At 61.8% G+C, this 19,196-nt stretch carries 16 protein-coding genes and 1 tRNA gene; 5 read left to right on the top strand and 12 right to left on the bottom strand.

The genetic code is table 11. The annotated features are described in order from the left end of the window. From PCO31010_RS14695 to cysS, 9 genes are all read right to left on the bottom strand, one after another. Nucleotides 1-1,506 (bottom strand): ferritin family protein, encoded by a 1,506-nt coding sequence (locus tag PCO31010_RS14695; protein ID WP_150664904.1) that lies wholly within the window; start codon nucleotides 1,504-1,506, stop codon nucleotides 1-3. Nucleotides 1,507-1,916: 410 nt separating this feature from the next. Beyond that, nucleotides 1,917-3,167: an MFS transporter gene (locus PCO31010_RS14690; RefSeq protein ID WP_150664903.1), complete on the bottom strand. Its 1,251-nt coding sequence runs from the start codon at nucleotides 3,165-3,167 to the stop codon at nucleotides 1,917-1,919. 153 nt (nucleotides 3,168-3,320) lie between these two features. Then, nucleotides 3,321-3,662: an FKBP-type peptidyl-prolyl cis-trans isomerase gene (locus tag PCO31010_RS14685; protein ID WP_039399124.1), complete on the bottom strand. Its 342-nt coding sequence runs from the start codon at nucleotides 3,660-3,662 to the stop codon at nucleotides 3,321-3,323. A 121-nt stretch (nucleotides 3,663-3,783) separates the two neighbouring features. Then, nucleotides 3,784-3,877 (bottom strand) — tRNA-Ser (locus PCO31010_RS14680). A 250-nt stretch (nucleotides 3,878-4,127) separates the two neighbouring features. After that, nucleotides 4,128-5,378: an aspartate kinase gene (locus tag PCO31010_RS14675; RefSeq protein ID WP_039399126.1), complete on the bottom strand. Its 1,251-nt coding sequence runs from the start codon at nucleotides 5,376-5,378 to the stop codon at nucleotides 4,128-4,130. A 507-nt stretch (nucleotides 5,379-5,885) separates the two neighbouring features. Beyond that, nucleotides 5,886-7,397 carry a tRNA lysidine(34) synthetase TilS gene (gene tilS / locus PCO31010_RS14670; RefSeq protein ID WP_281357739.1) on the bottom strand — a complete coding sequence of 504 codons (1,512 nt, stop codon included), beginning with the start codon at nucleotides 7,395-7,397 and terminating at the stop codon, nucleotides 5,886-5,888. A 49-nt stretch (nucleotides 7,398-7,446) separates the two neighbouring features. Further along, nucleotides 7,447-8,415, bottom strand: coding sequence for an acetyl-CoA carboxylase carboxyltransferase subunit alpha (locus PCO31010_RS14665; RefSeq protein WP_150664901.1), 969 nt, complete (start codon nucleotides 8,413-8,415; stop codon nucleotides 7,447-7,449). Nucleotides 8,416-8,601: 186 nt separating this feature from the next. Then, entirely contained in the window at nucleotides 8,602-9,756 is a 1,155-nt protein-coding gene (locus tag PCO31010_RS14660) for an endonuclease III domain-containing protein (protein WP_150664900.1), read from the bottom strand. A gap of 26 nt (nucleotides 9,757-9,782) precedes the next feature. After that, a complete protein-coding gene (gene cysS, locus PCO31010_RS14655; RefSeq protein WP_150664899.1) occupies nucleotides 9,783-11,186 on the bottom strand; it encodes a cysteine--tRNA ligase in 1,404 nt (467 codons plus the stop codon). A gap of 256 nt (nucleotides 11,187-11,442) precedes the next feature. Between cysS and PCO31010_RS14650 the strand changes: the two genes are divergently transcribed. The 4 genes from PCO31010_RS14650 to PCO31010_RS14635 all read left to right on the top strand — a co-directional run bounded on the left by PCO31010_RS14650 (nucleotide 11,443) and on the right by PCO31010_RS14635 (nucleotide 14,252). Then, nucleotides 11,443-12,159, top strand: coding sequence for a tetratricopeptide repeat protein (locus PCO31010_RS14650; RefSeq protein WP_246184611.1), 717 nt, complete (start codon nucleotides 11,443-11,445; stop codon nucleotides 12,157-12,159). Nucleotides 12,160-12,253: 94 nt separating this feature from the next. Beyond that, nucleotides 12,254-12,829, top strand: coding sequence for a peptidylprolyl isomerase (locus PCO31010_RS14645; RefSeq protein WP_150665000.1), 576 nt, complete (start codon nucleotides 12,254-12,256; stop codon nucleotides 12,827-12,829). 45 nt (nucleotides 12,830-12,874) lie between these two features. Further along, a complete protein-coding gene (locus tag PCO31010_RS14640) occupies nucleotides 12,875-13,369 on the top strand; it encodes a peptidylprolyl isomerase (protein WP_150664897.1) in 495 nt (164 codons plus the stop codon). A 73-nt stretch (nucleotides 13,370-13,442) separates the two neighbouring features. Continuing rightward, the gene (locus tag PCO31010_RS14635) at nucleotides 13,443-14,252 is read left to right on the top strand and encodes a UDP-2,3-diacylglucosamine diphosphatase (RefSeq protein WP_150664896.1); all 810 of its coding nucleotides are present in this window, start codon (nucleotides 13,443-13,445) and stop codon (nucleotides 14,250-14,252) included. Between the two features lie 89 nt (nucleotides 14,253-14,341). On the opposite strand, the gene cysE is transcribed toward PCO31010_RS14635, so the two are convergent. Beyond that, nucleotides 14,342-15,115, bottom strand: coding sequence for a serine O-acetyltransferase (gene cysE, locus PCO31010_RS14630; RefSeq protein ID WP_150664895.1), 774 nt, complete (start codon nucleotides 15,113-15,115; stop codon nucleotides 14,342-14,344). A 317-nt stretch (nucleotides 15,116-15,432) separates the two neighbouring features. Beyond that, nucleotides 15,433-16,251, bottom strand: a complete 819-nt coding sequence (locus tag PCO31010_RS14625) for an RNA methyltransferase (RefSeq protein ID WP_150664894.1) — start codon at nucleotides 16,249-16,251, stop codon at nucleotides 15,433-15,435. A 443-nt stretch (nucleotides 16,252-16,694) separates the two neighbouring features. Between PCO31010_RS14625 and PCO31010_RS14620 the strand changes: the two genes are divergently transcribed. Further along, entirely contained in the window at nucleotides 16,695-17,558 is an 864-nt protein-coding gene (locus tag PCO31010_RS14620; RefSeq protein ID WP_150664893.1) for an inositol monophosphatase family protein, read from the top strand. A gap of 138 nt (nucleotides 17,559-17,696) precedes the next feature. Here PCO31010_RS14620 and gltX read toward each other — a convergent pair whose 3' ends face one another. Then, a complete protein-coding gene (gltX, locus tag PCO31010_RS14615) occupies nucleotides 17,697-19,088 on the bottom strand; it encodes a glutamate--tRNA ligase (protein ID WP_150576821.1) in 1,392 nt (463 codons plus the stop codon). Nucleotides 19,089-19,196 lie beyond the last annotated feature (108 nt).

Genomic DNA, 19,196 nt, shown 5'->3' with positions numbered 1-19,196 from the left:
TCATGCGGCCTTTCGCTCGTAAGGATTATTGCGGTAGGTTTCAACCCAGCGGTATCCGTGCGCGTCATCGCCCATTTCGCCGGGAGCCAGGCCCATATATTTGAGTGCGCCGGCCAAATCGGGCGGGACAATCTTGCCTGCGAGCAAGCGGTCCGCCAGACTCAAGTGATCACGGTAGCGTCTCGGATCCTGCTCAAACACCCACCGTTCGATTTCCGAATTGAAGTGATAGGTGCGGCCGTTATATTCCAGAGGATGGTCCTTGACGCTCCACCCGTCGCCAGGGATCGCGCAGATCGGCAACTGATTCAAGTTGCAGATGATCGGAACCGTCTCGGGCAATGTCAGTTCATGCTTTCCCGCTAGCAGATTCTCGATGATGACGTCCCAGGCTTTACCAAAGGTGTCGTTCCATCCCGGGTATTTTTCCTCAAGCCAGTCGCGACACCCATGCGTCACGCCGGCCGCCGGGTTCCACGACATGGCCGGGCGCCAGAACCATGCGGCAAGCTGATAGGCATGGTGCTGATACTGCGACTCGGCGATCATCTGATCCCAGTACCACGGGCGGGAAAGCCCCATCTCGATCAGCGAACGTTCAAATTGATCGAAAATCCATTCCTGCATGAACTCCCGGAATGACTGCTTTCTGCGATCCAGGGGCATCCCATAATCCATCGCCGTACCGGCAGGCACACAGAAGACGTACCAGGAGCGTGCGATGGCGATATCGACGAGCTTTTGTGCCTGCGCCACGCGGCCGTTGTCGATCATGATTTTCAGCACCGAGCCGCCGATCTGGGCATGACGGGCTTCGTCGGTCTGAATGCTGGATATCAGGCTGGAGAAGGTAAAATCCCCGACCTCGGCAGCATCGGAGGCCAGGCCGAGGAACTGCATATTGGTGAAGCTCGTTTCGAGCCCAAAGCTCAGCATCACTGCGATTTCGGCCGCGCTACGCGAATGGGCCACGTCATCGGCGCTAGAACGCGTCGCGACACTGGCTAACGAATTGGTGTGGAGAAGCTTGTGCGTCCAATCGAACTGTCGGTCTTTCGTACAGTATTCATGGGCGAAATACAATTGAATTTGCGTATGCCGGCTCTCGTCGAGCATGCCGAAGGTCGCCATGTTCCGCATGCCCGGCGCGCGGCCGAATCGCACCATGCGCGCTTGTGCATGCATACCAACGTATTCGACCAGCGCCAAAGTGCTGTAGTGAAGCTTGAGAACCGACAACCACCCCGGGTCCGCGTTCTCGTACAGTTGACTGCGCTCGAGTGCCGCCTTGACAGAATAAACGCCAGCGTCCTTGTCACGTTGAACACGCACGTACTCTGGATAGCTAATCTTGTACGGTTCGTCGAACGCTTCCCAGCTTTCGACCGCAATACCCATACTGCCCGTCATCAGATCCGGGAACAGTTCCGACTCTTCTACATACGTCGAAGTCCAATTGGTAGACCGGGCAATGTCGTACCATTCCGCGCGTTCCAATAGCGCCATGACTGAATATGGGCACTTCCCGACTGAGAAGGAATCCGCGCGCAAGAATTCTGCTTATTTGGTCCGTTCTATTTCTGTTTGCACCCGTCTGCCAACGCAACCTTTCGACACCCATCCTTTGCAAGCGTTAAGAAATAACCAATGGCTGCTTCGCCATTAACACTCCCCGCATCCACTCGAACTACGTATCTATTAAGTTCGCAACGTTCATGTGGAGGTTAGTCGAATGGTTTTCTGAACTCCATGGAATGACGGGCTTTTAGGTGATTCGCTGAATTCAGGAATCTGCACTCGATCGGACAGGCCGAAGCGCCATCGATTTCGACGTCTTTTGCCGCAAACCGCACGAATGCGGAATTATTGCGGGAAAAGAGATAAGTCGCGGCGACCACCCCGGCCTTCCGAATCGCTCACGGCGACCGACTCGATTGCGCGAGCGTGTCCTGCGCAGGCGGCGGAACGAAATTCGCCGCGAGCACTGCAACAAGCGCCGCCGCCAGCATCGCACCGATGCCAAGCGCGGCATCGCCGAAATGCAGGTAAGCGAACTTCATCGCCTCGATCACGGCCACGGCCACGACGATGGTGATCATGCTGAGCATGCCTGCGACCGTCGCCCGGTTGGGACTGTCGACGGCGAACAGCGACTGGCGATACACCACGCCGTAGCACATGCCCATACCGAACGCATGCAGCGTCGTGCCGATGAGCAACGCCGGATAGCCCGGCGCGAGGATGGCGGTACCGACGAGCGACACCGCCGCGCCGATCAGCATGGCTGCCACTCCGGTCGCCAGCAGACGCCCGTTCGACCAGCGCCCCACCTGACGCGCGAGCAGCACGTTGCCGAGAATCAGTGCCGCGAACACCGGCACTTGCAGCATGGCGTACTGCATCTGCGACAACCCGGCGCGCTCGATCAGGAACACCGGCCCCAGTGCGATCCACGTGAGCAATGGCGTCACAGCGAGCCCCGTGAGCACCGCGCCGCGCCAGAATCGTCCACTGGAAAGCGGCAGCTTGTAGCCAGCCCAGAGTTGCTTGACGTTCAGCGCATTGCGATCGTGACGCGACAGCTCCGGCATCGTGCGATACAACCCGACGAACGAGAACACCGCGACGATGGCAATCAGCCAGAAGATGCTGCGCCACGGCCAGAACGACACGACGGCAGCACCGGCGAGTGGTCCGAACAGCGGCGAGAGCAACGACACGTTCGCCATGAGCGCCATCACACGCACGGCCGTCTTCTCCTCGAACGCCTCATGCACCGTCGGGTACCCCACCGTCAGCACGAAGCAGCAGCCCATGCCTTGCAGAAAGCGTAGTGCAATGAACTGCGGCATGGTCTGCACGTAGTGCACCGCGAGACACGCGACGATGAACATGACGAGGCCGGAGAGCAGCACACGACGGCGACCGAAGCGGTCGGCAAGCGGGCCGAGCAACCATTGCAGACTCGCGTTGCCGAGCATGGCGGCGGTCAGCGCCAGCGTGGTCATTTCCGCAGACGCGCCGAACTCGCGCGTGACGAGCGGCATGCCGGGCATGATCATGTCGTTCGAGATGTAGACCGCGAACTCGAAGAGCACCAGCGAGAAGGGGAACCAGAATCGCGAGACGGGGGACCTGGGGGAAAGCGGACTTACAGAGTGAGACACCTCGTAAAGGCTCCTTTGTGCAACCCACGCTCGTGACGTCGGCACACATGTATGAACTCCAAAAGACAACACCCCCGGTGCCTGCGAGGCACCGGGGGTGTCTGTTGCTTCGACTGTGCCGCCTCAGTGTGGTTCGGGCGGCGTTTCGATGCTTCAGACGTCCAACAGATCAACCTCGAAGACCAGGGTGGCGTTCGGCGGAATCACGCCGCCTGCACCGCGTGCACCGTAGCCAAGTTCGGCCGGAATAATGAGTTTGCGCTTGCCGCCAACCTTCATGCCGGCAACGCCTTCGTCCCAGCCACGAATGACCATGCCGCCGCCAAGCACGAAGGCGAACGGATCGTTACGGTCTTTGCTGGAATCGAATTTCTTGCCGTCGGTCAGCCAGCCCGTGTAATGAACGGTCACGGTCTTGCCCGGGGTGGCTTCAGCGCCATCGCCCACTTGCAGGTCTTCGTATTGCAGGCCGGAATCGGTAGTGACAGTCGACATGGTTGTTCTCGCTCGAAGAAGAGAGGATATCGACGCGCGAGGTATCGCCAACGCGCGAACTCGGGAAAGAAAAAACCCCCGGCTCTCCGCGAAGAGCCGGGGGTGTTCCGCCAAGGCGACTTGGCGGAGACGGAGGGATTCGAACCCTCGATCCAGGTTTTGGCCCAGATGCTCCCTTAGCAGGGGAGTGCCTTCGACCTCTCGGCCACGTCTCCCAAACTTGTCGTCGCACCAGGGAGGTGATGCGACGAGACCGTGATACTACCGGCTGTTCTCGATGCCGTCAAACATTATCCGCATCGAAACCCAACTTTTTTTGCGTACCTGTCATGCACCCGACACGTACACGGGAATTTTCCCGCATCGCTGCCCGAAAATCCCGTTGCGCGCCGCATGCATCACGCTCACACGTCTTTTTGCCGTCCGAAGTGACGGCGTGCGATCAATGACGATCGCTTCGATCGATTAGGCCTGATCGAGTTCGAAGGCCTTGTGCAGCGCGCGCACAGCGAGCTCCATGTACTTCTCGTCGATCAGCACCGAGATCTTGATTTCGGACGTGGAGATCAGCTGAATGTTGATGCCCTCTTCCGACAGCGTGCGGAACGCCTTGCTGGCGATACCCACGTGCGAGCGCATGCCCACACCGACGATCGACACCTTCGACACCTTCGGGTCGCCGATGACTTCGGCAGCGCCGATGTGACCCTGCACGTCGCTTTGCAGCAGCGTCATGGCGCGCTGGTAGTCGCCGCGCGGTACGGTGAACGTGAAGTCGGTCTTACCCTCGACGCTCAGGTTCTGGATGATCATGTCGACATCGATGTTCGCGTCGGCGATCGGGCCGAGAATCTGGTACGCAATGCCCGGGCGATCCGGCACGCCACGCACGGTGATCTTGGCCTCGTCGCGCTGGAATGCGATACCCGAGATGATGGCCTTTTCCATTTGTTCGTCTTCCTCAAAAGTAATCAGCGTGCCCGAGCGCGCTTCTTCGTCGAGCGCGATCATCGGATCAGTCAGGCTCGACAACACGCGAGTCTTGACTTGGTACTTGCCGGCGAATTCCACCGAGCGGATCTGCAGCACCTTGGAACCGAGGCTGGCCATTTCCAGCATCTCTTCGAAGGTCACCTTGTCGAGGCGGCGGGCCTCGTCGACCACACGCGGGTCCGTCGTGTACACGCCATCGACGTCGGTGTAGATCAGGCACTCGTCGGCCTTGAGGGCGGCCGCGACCGCCACCGCCGAGGTGTCCGAGCCACCGCGACCGAGCGTGGTCACGTTGCCGTTCGGATCGATCCCCTGGAAACCGGTGATGACGACCACGCGGCCGGCATTGAGATCGGCCATGACGCGCTTGTCGTCGATTTCCGAAATGCGAGCTTTGGTGAAAGCGCTGTCGGTCTTGATCGGTACTTGCCAGCCGGCGTAGCTCACGGCATCGACGCCAGCCTCTTTGAGGGCCATTGCCAGCAGGCCAACGCTCACTTGCTCGCCCGTGGCGGCAATAGCGTCGAGTTCGCGCGGATCCGGATTGGCCGAAATCTCTTTGGCCAGGCCCAGCAGACGATTGGTCTCGCCGGACATCGCCGACGGCACCACCACCATCTTGTGACCGGCCTTATGCCATTTGGCCACGCGCTTGGCGACATTCTTGATGCGCTCCACCGAGCCCATCGACGTGCCGCCGTATTTGTGTACGATCAGAGCCATAACATTGCTAACACATTGATTTAAAACCGTTTATGAATCCTGCGCGGATACCCCTTCATGGGTATCGGTGACGTTTCGATTCGCGGAACTTTTGATTATCGCACGAATGTATCGCGTTGGCGTCGGTTTGACGCACATTGCGCTGCGATGAACCCACGAAGCCGCATCTGGCAGCAGGTTATGCTGAATTTCACGGAAGTTTTAGTCGGCGGTGCCTCGTTGCTCCTCAGGCTCCGCTCAATTTCCTTGAGCCGAGGAACATCCCAGGTTTGTCGCTCTGGCTAATTCCCGCTCAGCCCTCTCAATCTTCCGAGCCGCGGGGATTGGCAGCACCCGGCTAGGCTCCACTGAAAATTGGAACACGCAGGTTGGTCGCTCCGGTCAATTCCCGCTCAGCCCTCTCAATCTTCCGGGCCGCGGGGATTGGCAGCACCCGGCTAGGCTCCACTGAAAGTCGCTACGCCAGGGCGCCACCAATCCCCGCCACTCAAATTTCCGAATCCCTCTTCACGCCTCGTCGCGCCACGCCATCACCCATCGCGCACCACCCTCTTCCCGCTGCGCTGCGCCGTCGACGCCAAGTCTCGGGACGAAGACGATCGCGCCCGCCTGCCACACAATCGGCACGTTTCTCAACCACGCCGCAATACCTCGACTCTGATACCAATGCTTCAACGACCGCGAATGCCCCTGCGCATGCTCGCGCCAGCGCTCGCCACCCACCCTCGCCTTTGCCACCAACGCCGATGCGCGCAGTACCCGCTCGTCGATGCTTCCCGCCGTCTCTTCATCGTCGCCCAGCGGCGTGAAAACGATGCTGCCCTTCCACTGCGGCAAATGCCATGCTCGCTCGCCCGCCCAGCGCAGCATGACGTCGGACACTACATCGTCCGGATTCGCCATCTCGTAGATCGCAGTCCACTGCAATTCGTCGCGATACAACCGCAGCACCGCTTCGCCATGCGGCAATTCAAGCGACGCCTCAGCCTGCGCATCGCGAATCTGACGCACCCACTCATCAAGACGCGCTTCCGGTGGCATCGCCAGGCCGCGACGTGCCGTCCAGTAACGCAGCAGGTTCGCCAGACGCGCAGCATCGAGGCCCTGCAACTGCGTTCGCTGCAAACGCTCGTCGTCGCCCACCGTCGGCACACGCGCCCTCGCGAAGTCGAGCTCCGCCAATTGGTCGAGCAATGCCTGCGCTTGCGCAGCATGACGCGCAAATCGCGCCAACGTCTCGCGATAAGCAGGCACGTGCGACGCAATCGCAGGCATCACGTCGTGACGCAACGCATTGCGCAAATAGTGGCGGTCTTCGTTGGACGGATCTTCGACCCACGTCAGCGATCGCGCCTTGGCGTAAGCACGCACCGTCTCGCGCGAGACATCGAGCAACGGTCGCAACAACCGCACACGATCCGAGCGATGCCCAACGACCGGCAACACGCCTTCCAACGCCATCGCGGCCACACCCGGCAATCCGGCACCGCGCAACATCTGCAATAGCACGGTCTCCGCCTGGTCGTTGGCATGATGCGCTGTCAGCAGCCAGCCGACGTCATTCGCCAGACAGATCGACGCCAACGCTTCGTAGCGCGCTGCACGCGCCGCGCCTTCGATACCTTGTCGCGCATCCCTCGGCACACTCACGCGTCGCGCTTCGAAGGCGAACCCGCGCAGGCGCGCCTCGCGCTCGCACACAGCGAGCCAGTCGTCGGCATGCTCGGAAAGCCCGTGATGGATGTGGATGGCCAGCGGTTGCGGCATTGGCTCGACCGCCTCACTCGACGGCCCGGTTTCGCGACGCTTTTGCACCCAATGCGCCAACGCATCGAGCAGCACCATCGAATCTAGGCCGCCACTGAGCGCGATTGCGAGACGTGGCCGTGATGCGGAGGAATCGCGATGAGGCAGGACGTGCGCCGTCAATGCCAGACGTAAAGCGACGTCCACATGTGCAACTGCCGCGTCGCATCGGGCAGATGCGAACGCGGCAGCAGAGGATTCGTGATGAGGCATCGGATTCGACGTCATCGCCACCACGGGCGACGACGCATCGGCTTGCGCTTTACTTCGCGCCGGCTTCCTTGAATTTGCCATAGCTCATCAGGCGCTCGAAACGACGCTCAAGCAGCTCCTTGTGGCTCATGCCCTGGAACTGACGCAGCGAGTCGGCCAACGCGCGCTTGAGCATACCGGCCATACCGAGCGGATCGCGTTGCGCACCACCCAGCGGCTCGTTGACGATCTTGTCGATCAGACCAAGCGCCTTCAGACGATGTGCCGTCAAGCCCAGCGCCTCGGCCGCCTCAGGGGCCTTCGCTGCGCTCTTCCACAGAATCGACGCGCAACCTTCCGGCGAAATCACCGAGTACGTCGAGAACTGCAACATCATGACGGTATCGGCGACAGCCACGGCCAACGCGCCGCCCGAACCACCCTCACCGATGATCGTGGTGATGATCGGCGTTTTGAGTTCGGTCATCGCGTACAGATTGTGACCGATGGCTTCCGACTGACCACGTTCTTCGGCATCGATGCCCGGATAGGCACCCGGCGTGTCGACGAACGTGAAAAGCGGAAGACCGAACTTCTCCGCCATCTTCATCAGACGCAAGGCCTTGCGATAGCCTTCCGGACGCGGCATACCGAAGTTGCGCATGGCGCGCTCTTTGGTGTCGCGCCCCTTCTGATGACCGATGACCATACAGGCCTGGCCGTTAAAACGTGCCATGCCGCCCACAATGGCGTGATCGTCCGAGAACGTACGGTCGCCATGAAGCTCATGAAAGTCGGTGAAGATGTCGCGGATGTAATCGAGCGTGTAAGGACGCTGCGGATGGCGTGCGATCTGCGAAACCTGCCAGGGCGACAGGTTTGCGTAAATGTCCTTGGTGAGCTGCTGGCTCTTCTTGGAGAGGCGCTCGATCTCTTCGGAAATATCGACGGCTGAATCGTCTTGCACGAAGCGCAACTCTTCAATCTTCGCGTCGAGTTCGGCGATCGGCTGTTCAAAATCCAAAAAGGTGTTCTTCATCAGGTTTCCCCGGAAATGCGGCAGCGTATTGTACCGCCGGTAACGTCTACCCGGATGAGATAGACAACTTTCATCGCCTATCGATCCGCAATAGCCGTCAAAAATGACTGGATGAGACGGAATGGACGCGGATTATACGTCCTCGCGTCTATAGAAACCGTAAATGATCGCAATCGATCAGTACGATCAATATTCGACCGGCACAGGTTCGAGACTCCGCCACATGTACCACGTGGCGACGGAGCGCCAGGGCTCCCAATTGGCCGCGACTTCGCGTGCTTCGCTTCGCGTGACAGGCTCGCCGCTGAAATAGTTGACGCTGATGGCGTTGATCAGCCCGACATCGTCGAGCGGCAGAACGTCGGGACGCAGCAGGTTGAACATCAGGAACATTTCCGCCGTCCACCGGCCGATGCCTCGGATACCGGTCAGCTCGGCAATGACTGCCTCGTCGTCCATGCTCGCCCACGCATCCACGTGCAGCACGCCGGACTTGAAATGTGTCGCCAGATCGAGAATGTACTCGGCCTTGCGACGCGACAGCCCACACCCGGCGAGCGCATCGTGCCCTGCCTTGATGAACTGCGACGGCGAAAGCTTCGGGCAGATCGCCACGACGCGATCCCACACAGCCTGCGCCGCCTTCACGGAAATCTGCTGGCCCACGATCGAGCGCGCAAGCGTGACGAACGGCTCGCCGCGTCCGGTCAGATGCGCCGGGCCAAACTGGGGAATCAGCTTCTTGAGAATCCGATCGCGTTTCATGAGATCGGCACACGCCTGATCCCAGAAGTCGGGACGCGTGGCGCCCGGCGCAACCGGCAAGGGCACAACGCCCGTCACCGCCTGCTCGACCACCTCATGTTCGAGACGTTCGATCTCCGGCGTGACGATGCGCGTCTCGCCGTCGCGCTTGGCGATAACGCGCCGCGTGGTGGCCGCGCTGGACGCGTCCGGCTTTGCGTTCGGCTTCGCGGCGGTCTTGCGCGGCGTCTTCACAGGCGCCTTCGAAGCGGCCTTCTTTGCGACGACCTTCTCGACCTTCTCGACCTTCCCGGCCTTCGACACCGACGCCTTGCGGGCTGCGCCCACGCCGGACGACTTCGCAGGCGCCTTTGCGGTCTTGCCCGCCGCGGTCTTGCCGGTCGGCTTGGTTGTCACCTTGACGGCCGCCGTTCGCGTCGCTGTCGACGCGCTCGAACCGGTCGACTTCAGCGGACTGCGACGCGCGCCGTCGACCGGTGCCGACACCGGCTTCGCCGTCGTCGAACCTTTTGCCGAACGCTTGGCCGCCGGGGTCCCGGTTGCGACCTTCGCGGCTACGGATTTACGAGTCACCATGAGTGTTTTGCCTCGATGCGTCGCGCTCAGGCACGACGCCATTCGGTGGCGCCTCCGGGACGGTCTTCCAGCACGATCCCCTCGGCCAGCAACTCGGCACGAATACGATCGGCTTCCGCAAAATTACGATCACGCTTGGCCTGAGCACGCGCTTCGATACGCGCCTCGACCGACGCACGCACCGCGTCGCCATCGCCCGCCTCATCGCCGCCCGTCGCCCCTTGCAGGAACGACTGCGGATCGCGGCCGAGCAGGCCCAGCGTCGCCGCCAGCCCCTGCAACTGACGCACCAGCACAGGATTGCGCTGCTTGTTGATTTCGCCTGCCAGTTCGAACAACACCGCAATGGCAACCGGCGTGTTGAAGTCGTCGTTCATCGCGGCGGCAAATCGCTGCGCGAACGGCTCGTTCCAGTCCAGCGGTGCACCGTCGCTCGCCGCATCCTTGAGCGCCGTGTACAGACGCGTCAGACCGCCGCGCGCGTCATCCAGATGGGCATCGCTGTAGTTGAGCGGGCTGCGATACTGGGCGCGCAGGATGAAGAAACGCACAACTTCCGCGTCGAACTTCGCCAGCACTTCACGAATGGTGAAGAAGTTGCCGAGCGACTTGGACATCTTCTCGTTGTCCACGCGCACGAAGCCGTTGTGCATCCAGTAATTGACGAACGTCTCGCCCGTCGCCCCTTCGCTCTGCGCAATCTCGTTCTCGTGATGCGGGAATTGCAGATCCGCGCCGCCACCGTGAATGTCGAAATGGTTGCCGAGCAACTGGCAGCTCATGGCCGAGCACTCGATGTGCCAGCCCGGACGGCCAGCGCCCCACGGCGACGCCCACTTCGACTCTTCCGGCTCGGTGTCCTTTGCGCGCTTCCACAACACGAAGTCGAGCGGATCCTGCTTCGCCGTATTGGCCGCCACGCGCTCACCCGCGCGCAGGTCCTCGATGGACTTGCCCGACAGGTGGCCGTACGTCGCGAACTTGCGCACGGCATAGTTCACGTCGCCATCTTCGGCCTGATAGGCGTAGCCGTTGCGTTGCAACGTGCCGATCATGTCGACCATCTGCGGAATGAAGTCGGTAGCACGCGGCTCATGGTCGGGACGCTGAACGCCGAGCGCATCGGCGTCTTCGTGCATCGCAGCAATGAAGCGCGTGGTCAGCTCACGCATCGTCTCGCCGTTCTCGACCGCGCGCTTGATGATCTTGTCGTCGATATCCGTGATGTTGCGCACGTACGTCACACGATAGCCGAGCGTGCGCAACCAGCGCTGCACCATGTCGAACACCACCATCACGCGCGCATGACCAATGTGACAGTAGTCGTACACCGTCATCCCACAGACATACATGCGAACTTCGCCGGGAACGAGGGGTGCGAACGACTGTTTATCTCGCGCGAGCGAGTTGTAGACACGGAGTGAATCCATAGATATGCGCTTGACCGGGCGGCAACAGCGCTGGACGCTGCGACGATATCCCCGTGTGAGACGAGAGCGATATCGCGAGGCGGGCTGCGCGCCGTGCGGTAGAAAAAACGAACCTGCGAACCGCCTCCACCGCCACATCGAGAAATGGCGCGGGCCGGGCGCAGGTGTTTTGTTAGAATGCGGCCGAGTATAGCATCTCTTGCGCACCTCTCAGGTATCCCAAGCACCCACTATGACGCAACGAAGCCGGTCACTTTTGTCTCCCCTGACGCACGTTCCTTCGCGCCTTCTCTCTCATGTGCGCCCGCTCGCCGCTGTCACGCGCAGCACACGCGCACTTACGCTCGCGGCCGCCACGCTCGGCGTGGCCAGCGCGCTGTTCGCGCTGCCCGCCGGCGCGCAGGCGATCACCGATCCGCCCCCGCCCGCGCCGCTGCAAACGCCGCAGCAAGCGAGCGAGTCGGCCATCAACAAGCTGGTCGAAGCGGGCAAATTCAACGATGCTCTGACCAAAATCGACGAGCATTTGAAGCAGTACCCGCGCGACGCGCAGGTGCGCTTCACGCGCGGTCGTGTGCTGATGGAAATGGGCCGTAATGCGGAAGCCATCGACGTCTTCACGGCGCTCACCCAGGACTTCCCGGAACTGCCCGAGCCGTTCAACAACCTGGCCGCGCTCTACGCGCAGGCTGGTGAGTACGACAAGGCCCGCGCCGCACTCGAGAGCGCGATTCGCAACAACCCGAACTTCGCCGTCGCGTATGCGAATCTGGGCGACATCTACGCCAAGCTCGCGCAGCAGGCTTATCAGAAATCTCTGAAGCTTGCGCCGACGGCTCGCGTGTCGAACCGCGAAAAGCTGCTGTCCAATATGCTGACCCCGCAACGCGCCGCGCCTGTCAGTCAGACGCCGTCGCCGCAAAAGCCCGGTGAGGACGCCGCCGTGAAAAACATCGGCAAGTCGGGCAACTAAGCCGGCTGCCGCGACTCGAACTCCGTTCCACCTTCCCCCTTCTCATCGATATAGGGAGACACGCATGTCCTTTCCGAATCGCCTGCGTCGCGCCATGCTCGGCGGCGTTGCCACCGTGGTGGCCGCCGCCGCCCTGACGGGCGCGAGCCTGCCGGCCTTTGCGCAAAATGCGCAGCCGCAGGTGCAATTCAAGACGTCGCTCGGCAATTTCGTGGTCGAAGTCAATCCGAAGGCAGCACCGAAGACGGTCGAGAACTTCCTTCAGTACGTCAACGATGGCTTCTACAACGGCACGATTTTCCATCGCGTGATCAACGGCTTCATGATACAGGGCGGCGGTTTCACCCCGAACATGGACCAGAAGCCCACGCGCGCCGCGATTCCCAGCGAATCGAAGAACGGCCTGAAGAACACCATCGGCACCATCGCCATGGCCCGCACCTCCGATCCGAACTCCGCGACCGCGCAATTCTTTATCAATGTGAAGGATAATGCGTCACTGGATTACCCCAACCCGGATGGCTTCGGCTATACGGTATTCGGCAAGGTGGTGTCCGGCATGGACACCGTCGAGAAGATCAAGGGTGTGGCCACGACCCGCAAGGGCATGTATTCCGACGTGCCCGCCACGACGGTCGTGATCGAATCGGCCAGCGTCGTCAAACGCTGAAAATCCTCCGGCCCGCCGGGATCATTTCATTAGAAGGAAAGCATCATGGTTGAACTGCACACCAATCACGGCGTCATTCGCATCGAACTCGACGCAGCCAAGGCACCGAAGACGGTCGAGAACTTCCTCAACTACGTCAAGAACGGCTTCTACGACGGCACGGTGTTCCACCGCGTCATCAACGGCTTCATGGTCCAGGGTGGCGGTTTCGAAGCCGGCATGAAGCAAAAGCCGACCGAAGCGACCATCGAAAACGAAGCCAACAACGGCCTGAAGAACGACAAGTACACGCTGGCCATGGCCCGCACGAACGATCCGCACTCGGCCACGGCCCAGTTCTTCATCAACGTGAACGACAACGACTTCCTGAACCACAGCTCGCCCACGCCGCAAGGCTGGGGTTACGCCGTGTTCGGCAAGGTCGTCGAAGGCCAGGAAGTGGTCGACGCCATCAAGGGCGTGAAGACCGGTTCGAAGGGCTTCCACCAGGACGTGCCGGTTGAGGACGTCGTGATCGAGAAGGCTGTGATCGTCGCCTAAGCTCGCGTAAGCGCCCTCAAGCGAACTGCGACACTCGATGCCAGTATCGACTGCGCGGTGCCCGCAATGCCCCGTGACACCACGGGGCGACGGGCCCGCGCTTTTCATTTCCGATCTTCACCTCTCACCGGCCCTGCCGCAGACGGTGCAAGTCTTCGAAGACTTCCTGCGCGGCCCCGCGCGTGAAGCGTCCATCCTTTTCATCCTCGGCGATCTGTTCGAATACTGGATCGGCGACGATATGCTCGATGCCGACCGCGACACCGGAAACGTGCCTGCTTCGGCCCCGCCTGCCAGCGAACCGCTCGGCGTGTTCGCGCGCCGCATGACGGCCGCGATGGCGGAACTCTCGGCCAGCGGTGTGCCCATCGCGGTGATGCGGGGCAATCGCGACTTCCTGCTCGGCAAGCGCTTCGCGCGAGCGGCGGGCGCGGTCATGCTCGACGATCCCTGCGTCTTCTCGTTTCTCGGTCAGGCACTCGTGCTCAGCCACGGCGACCAGTTGTGCACCGACGACGTGGGTTATCAGCGCTTTCGCCGCGTCGCGCATTCGCCGCTCGGCAAAGCCTTTTTCCTGACGTTGCCGCTGCGCGTGCGCATGGGGATTGCGGATCGCATCCGCCGACGCAGCGCCGCCAAGGGCGCACATCGCATGGCCTACGCCGACGCTAACGCCAATGCCATCGCGGCGCTGCTCGACGCTGCGGGTGAGCGCACGCTGGTGCACGGCCACACGCATCGTCCTGCACGCCACGTCGACGGGCGACGCGTACGCTGGGTCCTGCCCGACTGGGAATTCGATGTGGACCCGCCACGCGGCGGCTATCTGCAATGGGACACGCATGGCTTACGGGCCGTCGACCTCGCGCCCTCCGCGACATAAGCGTTGCGATGTAAAAACGGCTCGTTGCTGACGAGCCGTTTTTGTTTGGATCCGCGACGACGACGATTCGCCGTCATCGCCCCACCACGTCACATATCCTGAATTTCCTTGCCCAACTTGCGCAACTCGGCGGTATCGATCTTGCTCGCACCGAGCGCTTCGAGATGCGCGCCGAGTTGGTTGAGCGCCGCCACCATGACATCGATTTTGTGCGACTGATCCGTCGCGTTCTCGATCAGACCATGAATCGCGAGCGAGACTGGGTCATCGGCGTTGGGCGTAATGCCGTAGGCCGAGAACTCCGGCTTACACTCGCCCTCACCCACCTTTACGCCTTCGCGCGGCGCCCCGGGACGCACGACGCGCGCCGGGTTGCCCACCGCCGTGCCACCCGCCGGGACCGGTTTGACGACGACCGCGTTTGAGCCGATCTTCGCCCCCTCACCCACCGTAAAGCCGCCGAGCACCTTCGCCCCCGCACCGACGATCACCCCCGCCTCCAGTGTCGGATGACGCTTTGCGCCGCGCGCGAGCGACGTGCCCCCGAGCGTCACGCCCTGATAGATCGTGCAGTCGTCGCCGATCACCGCCGTCTCCCCGATCACCACGCCCATGCCGTGATCGATGAACACGCGTCGGCCGAGCGTCGCGCCCGGATGAATCTCGATGCCGGTCAGAAAACGCGCGTATTGCGAGATGTAGCGTCCGCTCCATTTGAAACCCGACGTCCAGCAGCGATGCGCCACCCGATGCAGCATCACGGCATGCAGACCGGGATAGCAAGTGAAGACCTCCCAGTTGCTACGGGCAGCCGGGTCTTTTTGCCGGATGGCAGCGATATCTTCGCGAAGACGAGTGAACATAAGCCTGAGTTCGGTCCTGTCGTGCGGCGTCCGGCCGTCTTGGGGACGGATCGTCGCGTATTAGCGGGTAATTCCGGGAGTGCAGGAATTCAGCGATGTGCAGTGCGGCGGCCGAGGCAGGCGCCGCATTGCGAAATGGCGAAGCGGTGACGCACGCCGACGAGGCAATGCGTCACGCAGGTCAGCGCAGGGCTAACAACAGTGGACGTGGTAAGGCAGAGAGGCGGCGCAACGCTGGCGCAAACGATTCATATCCGCGAAAGGCGTATAAGCATATGACAGCCGATTGTAGGGCGTTTTCGCGATATTTGCAGCAATCAGCGTCGCACCTTGCGCTCCAGAATGTGCTTCGAGATGCCCCGCAGGATGTTGACCTCTTCGCGCTCCAGATGGCTCTTCGCGAACAGACGGCGCAATCGCGTCATCAGCTTCTTGGGATTGTCGGGGTCGAGAAAATCGAGTTCGACGAGCGCGCGCTCCAGATGTGTGAGCATGCCTTCGACGTCGTCGCGTGTCGCCAGCGCGTCATGCGAAGCGGCATCGGTGACGGGCGTCGCCACCGTCACGACCTGTGGCGCGTCACCGCGCGCCTGCGCCAGACACGCCATGCGCATTTCCCAGGCGATCAGTTGCACGGCCTGCGAAAGGTTGAGCGAGCTATAGACCGGGTTCGCGGGAATGTGCACGAGTGCGTTACACCGGTCCACGTCTGCATTCGACAAACCGGTACGCTCGCTGCCGAACACGAAAGCCACCGCTTCTCCCTGCCCCGCGTGTTGCACTGCGATGGCCGCACTCTCGCGCGGCTCGGCGTTCGGCGGCCCGTACTCACGTGAGCGCGCGGAGAGCGCCACCGCCCAACTCACACCCTGCAAAGCAGTGACGAGATCGGGCACGATCAGCGTGTTGGCGAGCACGTCGTCGGCGCCACTGGCAAGCGCGATCGCTTCCGGATCGCGCAGCACGTCTGCCCCCGCACGCGGCGCGGCAAGCACCAGTCGGCCAAACCCCATCGTTTTGATCGCACGCGCGGCCGAGCCGACGTTGCCCGGATGACTCGTCTCGTTGAGTACGAAACGCACCTGTTCGAACAACGGCGACGGGGAATGGGGAGCGGACGGAGCAGACTGGGACATGAGACGGCGATGGACGGGAATCGGGAATCGGGAATCGGGAATCGGAAGCGGGAGCGGAAACGGCAGCGGCAGCGGACAGCGCAGCACAGGAACCTGCGACGGCGCACAACGGCGCTATTTTGCCTGATTCGGCGCGACGCAGGGCCAAGGCGGGATGCCACGTCGCTGAAATGCCCGGCAAACACCCACCGACAGTGCTACGAACGATGCATGGTGTGCGGCAAAAACTGCAAAAAGGGTCAGAACACGCAGGTTCTGAAGCGCACCCGCCGCATTTTTGCTAAAATACGCGTTTTCGCCCCTGCAAACGAGCCGCCACACAGTGCGCGGCGCTTGTCGGGGCATCGCTCTTGCTCAATTTGTTCGCTTTGTCTGCCACGCTTGCCGACCGGCCCAATGGGGGTCGCGCGTCACGCCAGCGATGGCCTTAACAGGAATCTGTCATGCAGCATCCCATGCTCAATATCGCGGTGAAAGCCGCGCGCCGCGCCGGCTCCATCATCAGCCGAGCCTCCCTGGACATCGAGAAAGTCCAGGTCAGCAAGAAGCAGCACAACGACTTCGTGACGGAAGTGGACAAAGCGGCAGAGCAAGCGATCATCAGCGTCCTCCTCGAAGCCTATCCCGACCATGCCATCCTCGCCGAAGAATCGGGCGAAGAGCACGGCAATTCCGACTCGGAATTCCAGTGGATCATCGATCCGCTCGACGGCACCACCAACTTCATCCACGGCCTGCCCTACTACTGCACGTCGATTGCCCTCGCGCACAAGGGCGTCGTCTCGCAAGCCGTGATCTACGATCCGACCCGCAACGAACTGTTCACCGCATCGCGCGGTCGCGGTGCGTTCCTCGACGGCAAGCGTATTCGCGTCTCGCGCCGTGATCGTCTGGCCGACGGCCTGATCGGCACGGGCTTCCCGTTCCGCGATCTGCAAGGCGTGGAAAACTACCTGAAGATGTTCGGCACGATGACCGAGCATTGCGCGGGTATCCGTCGCCCGGGCGCAGCCGCGCTGGATCTGGCCAACGTCGCCGCTGGCCGCATGGACGGTTTCTTCGAGCAAGGCCTGAACCCGTGGGACATGGCCGCCGGTAGCTTGCTGATCACCGAAGCCGGTGGTCTGGTCGGCAACTACACGGGCGAGTCGGACTTCCTGTTCGAAGGCGAAATCCTCGCGGGCAACCCGAAGATCTACGCACAGATGGTCAAGCTGCTCGAGGGTTATTCGCTCACGAAGCGCCCGGCCCCTTCGGCCAAGTCGGGTACGCTCTCCGTCTCCGCGGAAGGCGGCTCGCAGGCGTAAATACCTGCAAAGTATCAGGGATGCAGCACTCGCGGCGTCCCCAGTAAAAAACCCCGGCGATGCTCACGCATCCCGGGGTTTTTTGTGTCCGGCGCCGCCGTAGCTGCGCCGGAATCTCGTGCGGTGACGTCGAACCGGTCAGGCCGCCAGACGCGCCAGCACCGCATCGCGGCCCAGCAGCTCCAGCACGGCGTCGATGGCGGGCGTGTGCGTGGTGCCCACGACAAGCAGACGCACCGGCATCGCGAGTTGCGGCATCTTCATGCCGTGCTGCGCAAGCGTCGCCTTGAACGCCGGTGAAATGGCTTCCTTCTTCCATTCGGGCAGTGCGGCCAACGCAGCCGCCAGATCCTTCACGGCGGCGCGTGCGGCATCGGTCATGTGCTGCGTCATGTCTTCCGCCGACGGGGCGGGGGCACGGTAGAACATCTCGGCGCTCGCCGCGATGTCCTTGATCGTGTTGGCGCGATCCTTGAACAGACCGACGACACCAGCCAGCGACGGCCCCCCCTCGATCGACACGCCCGCCTTTTGCAGGAACGGCTCGGTCAGCCCGGCCAGACGATCGTTGTCCGCCTGCTTCAGATACTGGTTGTTCAGCCACTGAAGCTTTTCCGGGTTGTGCTGTGCAGGCGACTTGCCGAGATGCTCCAGATCGAACCACGCCACGAACTGCTCGCGCGAGAACACTTCCGCGTCGCCGTGCGCCCAGCCCAGACGCGCCAGGTAGTTCACCACAGCTTCGGGCAGATAGCCTTCTTCGCGGTACTGCACGACGCTCATCGCGCCATTGCGCTTCGACATCTTCTCGCCCTGGTCGTTGAGCACCGTGGGCAAGTGCGCGTACACGGGCCACTTCTTGCCCAGCGCTTCGAAGATGTTGATCTGACGCGGCGTGTTGTTCACGTGGTCGTCGCCACGAATCACGTGCGTGATGTCCATGTCGATGTCGTCGACGACCACGCAGAAGTTATACGTCGGCGTGCCGTCGGGACGCGCAATCACCAGATCGTCGAGTTCTTCGTTCGAGATTTCGATGCGGCCCTTGACCGCGTCTTCCCACACGACGCTGCCGGTCAGCGGATTCTTGAAGCGCAGCACCGGCTGCACACCGGCCGGCGGCTCCGGCAACACCTTGCCCGGCTCCGGACGCCAGCGGCCGTCGTAACGCGGCTTTTCGCCACGCACGCGTTGCTGCTCGCGCAGTTCGTCCAGTTCTTCCATGCTCATGTAGCACGGATAGACGTGACCGCCCGCCTTCAGTTGCTCCAGCACTTCGCGATAGCGATCCATGCGCTGCATCTGATAGAACGGACCTTCGTCGTAATCGAGGCCGAGCCATTCCATGCCTTCCAGAATGACGTCCACGGCTTGCTGCGAGGAACGCTCAAGGTCGGTGTCTTCGATGCGCAACACGAACGCGCCGTTGTTGTGACGCGCGAAGGCCCACGGATAGAGAGCGGAACGGATGTTGCCCAGATGGATGAAACCGGTCGGGCTAGGCGCAAAGCGGGTGCGGACAGTGGTCATGGTTTGGCTTCGGTGCATCGCGTCGGCGACAAACAAAAACGCCCGCAGCGGAGGGATTCGCGCAGGCGGGTCGCCAACATTTGGAAGCCGTCATTATATCAGCCGAGT

This window comes from Pandoraea commovens, from assembly GCF_902459615.1.
In the GTDB taxonomy this organism is placed as follows: Bacteria; Pseudomonadota; Gammaproteobacteria; order Burkholderiales; family Burkholderiaceae; genus Pandoraea; species Pandoraea commovens.
The sequence above is the reverse complement of the archived record's forward strand: the minus strand, read 5'-3'. Positions and strand labels throughout refer to the sequence as shown.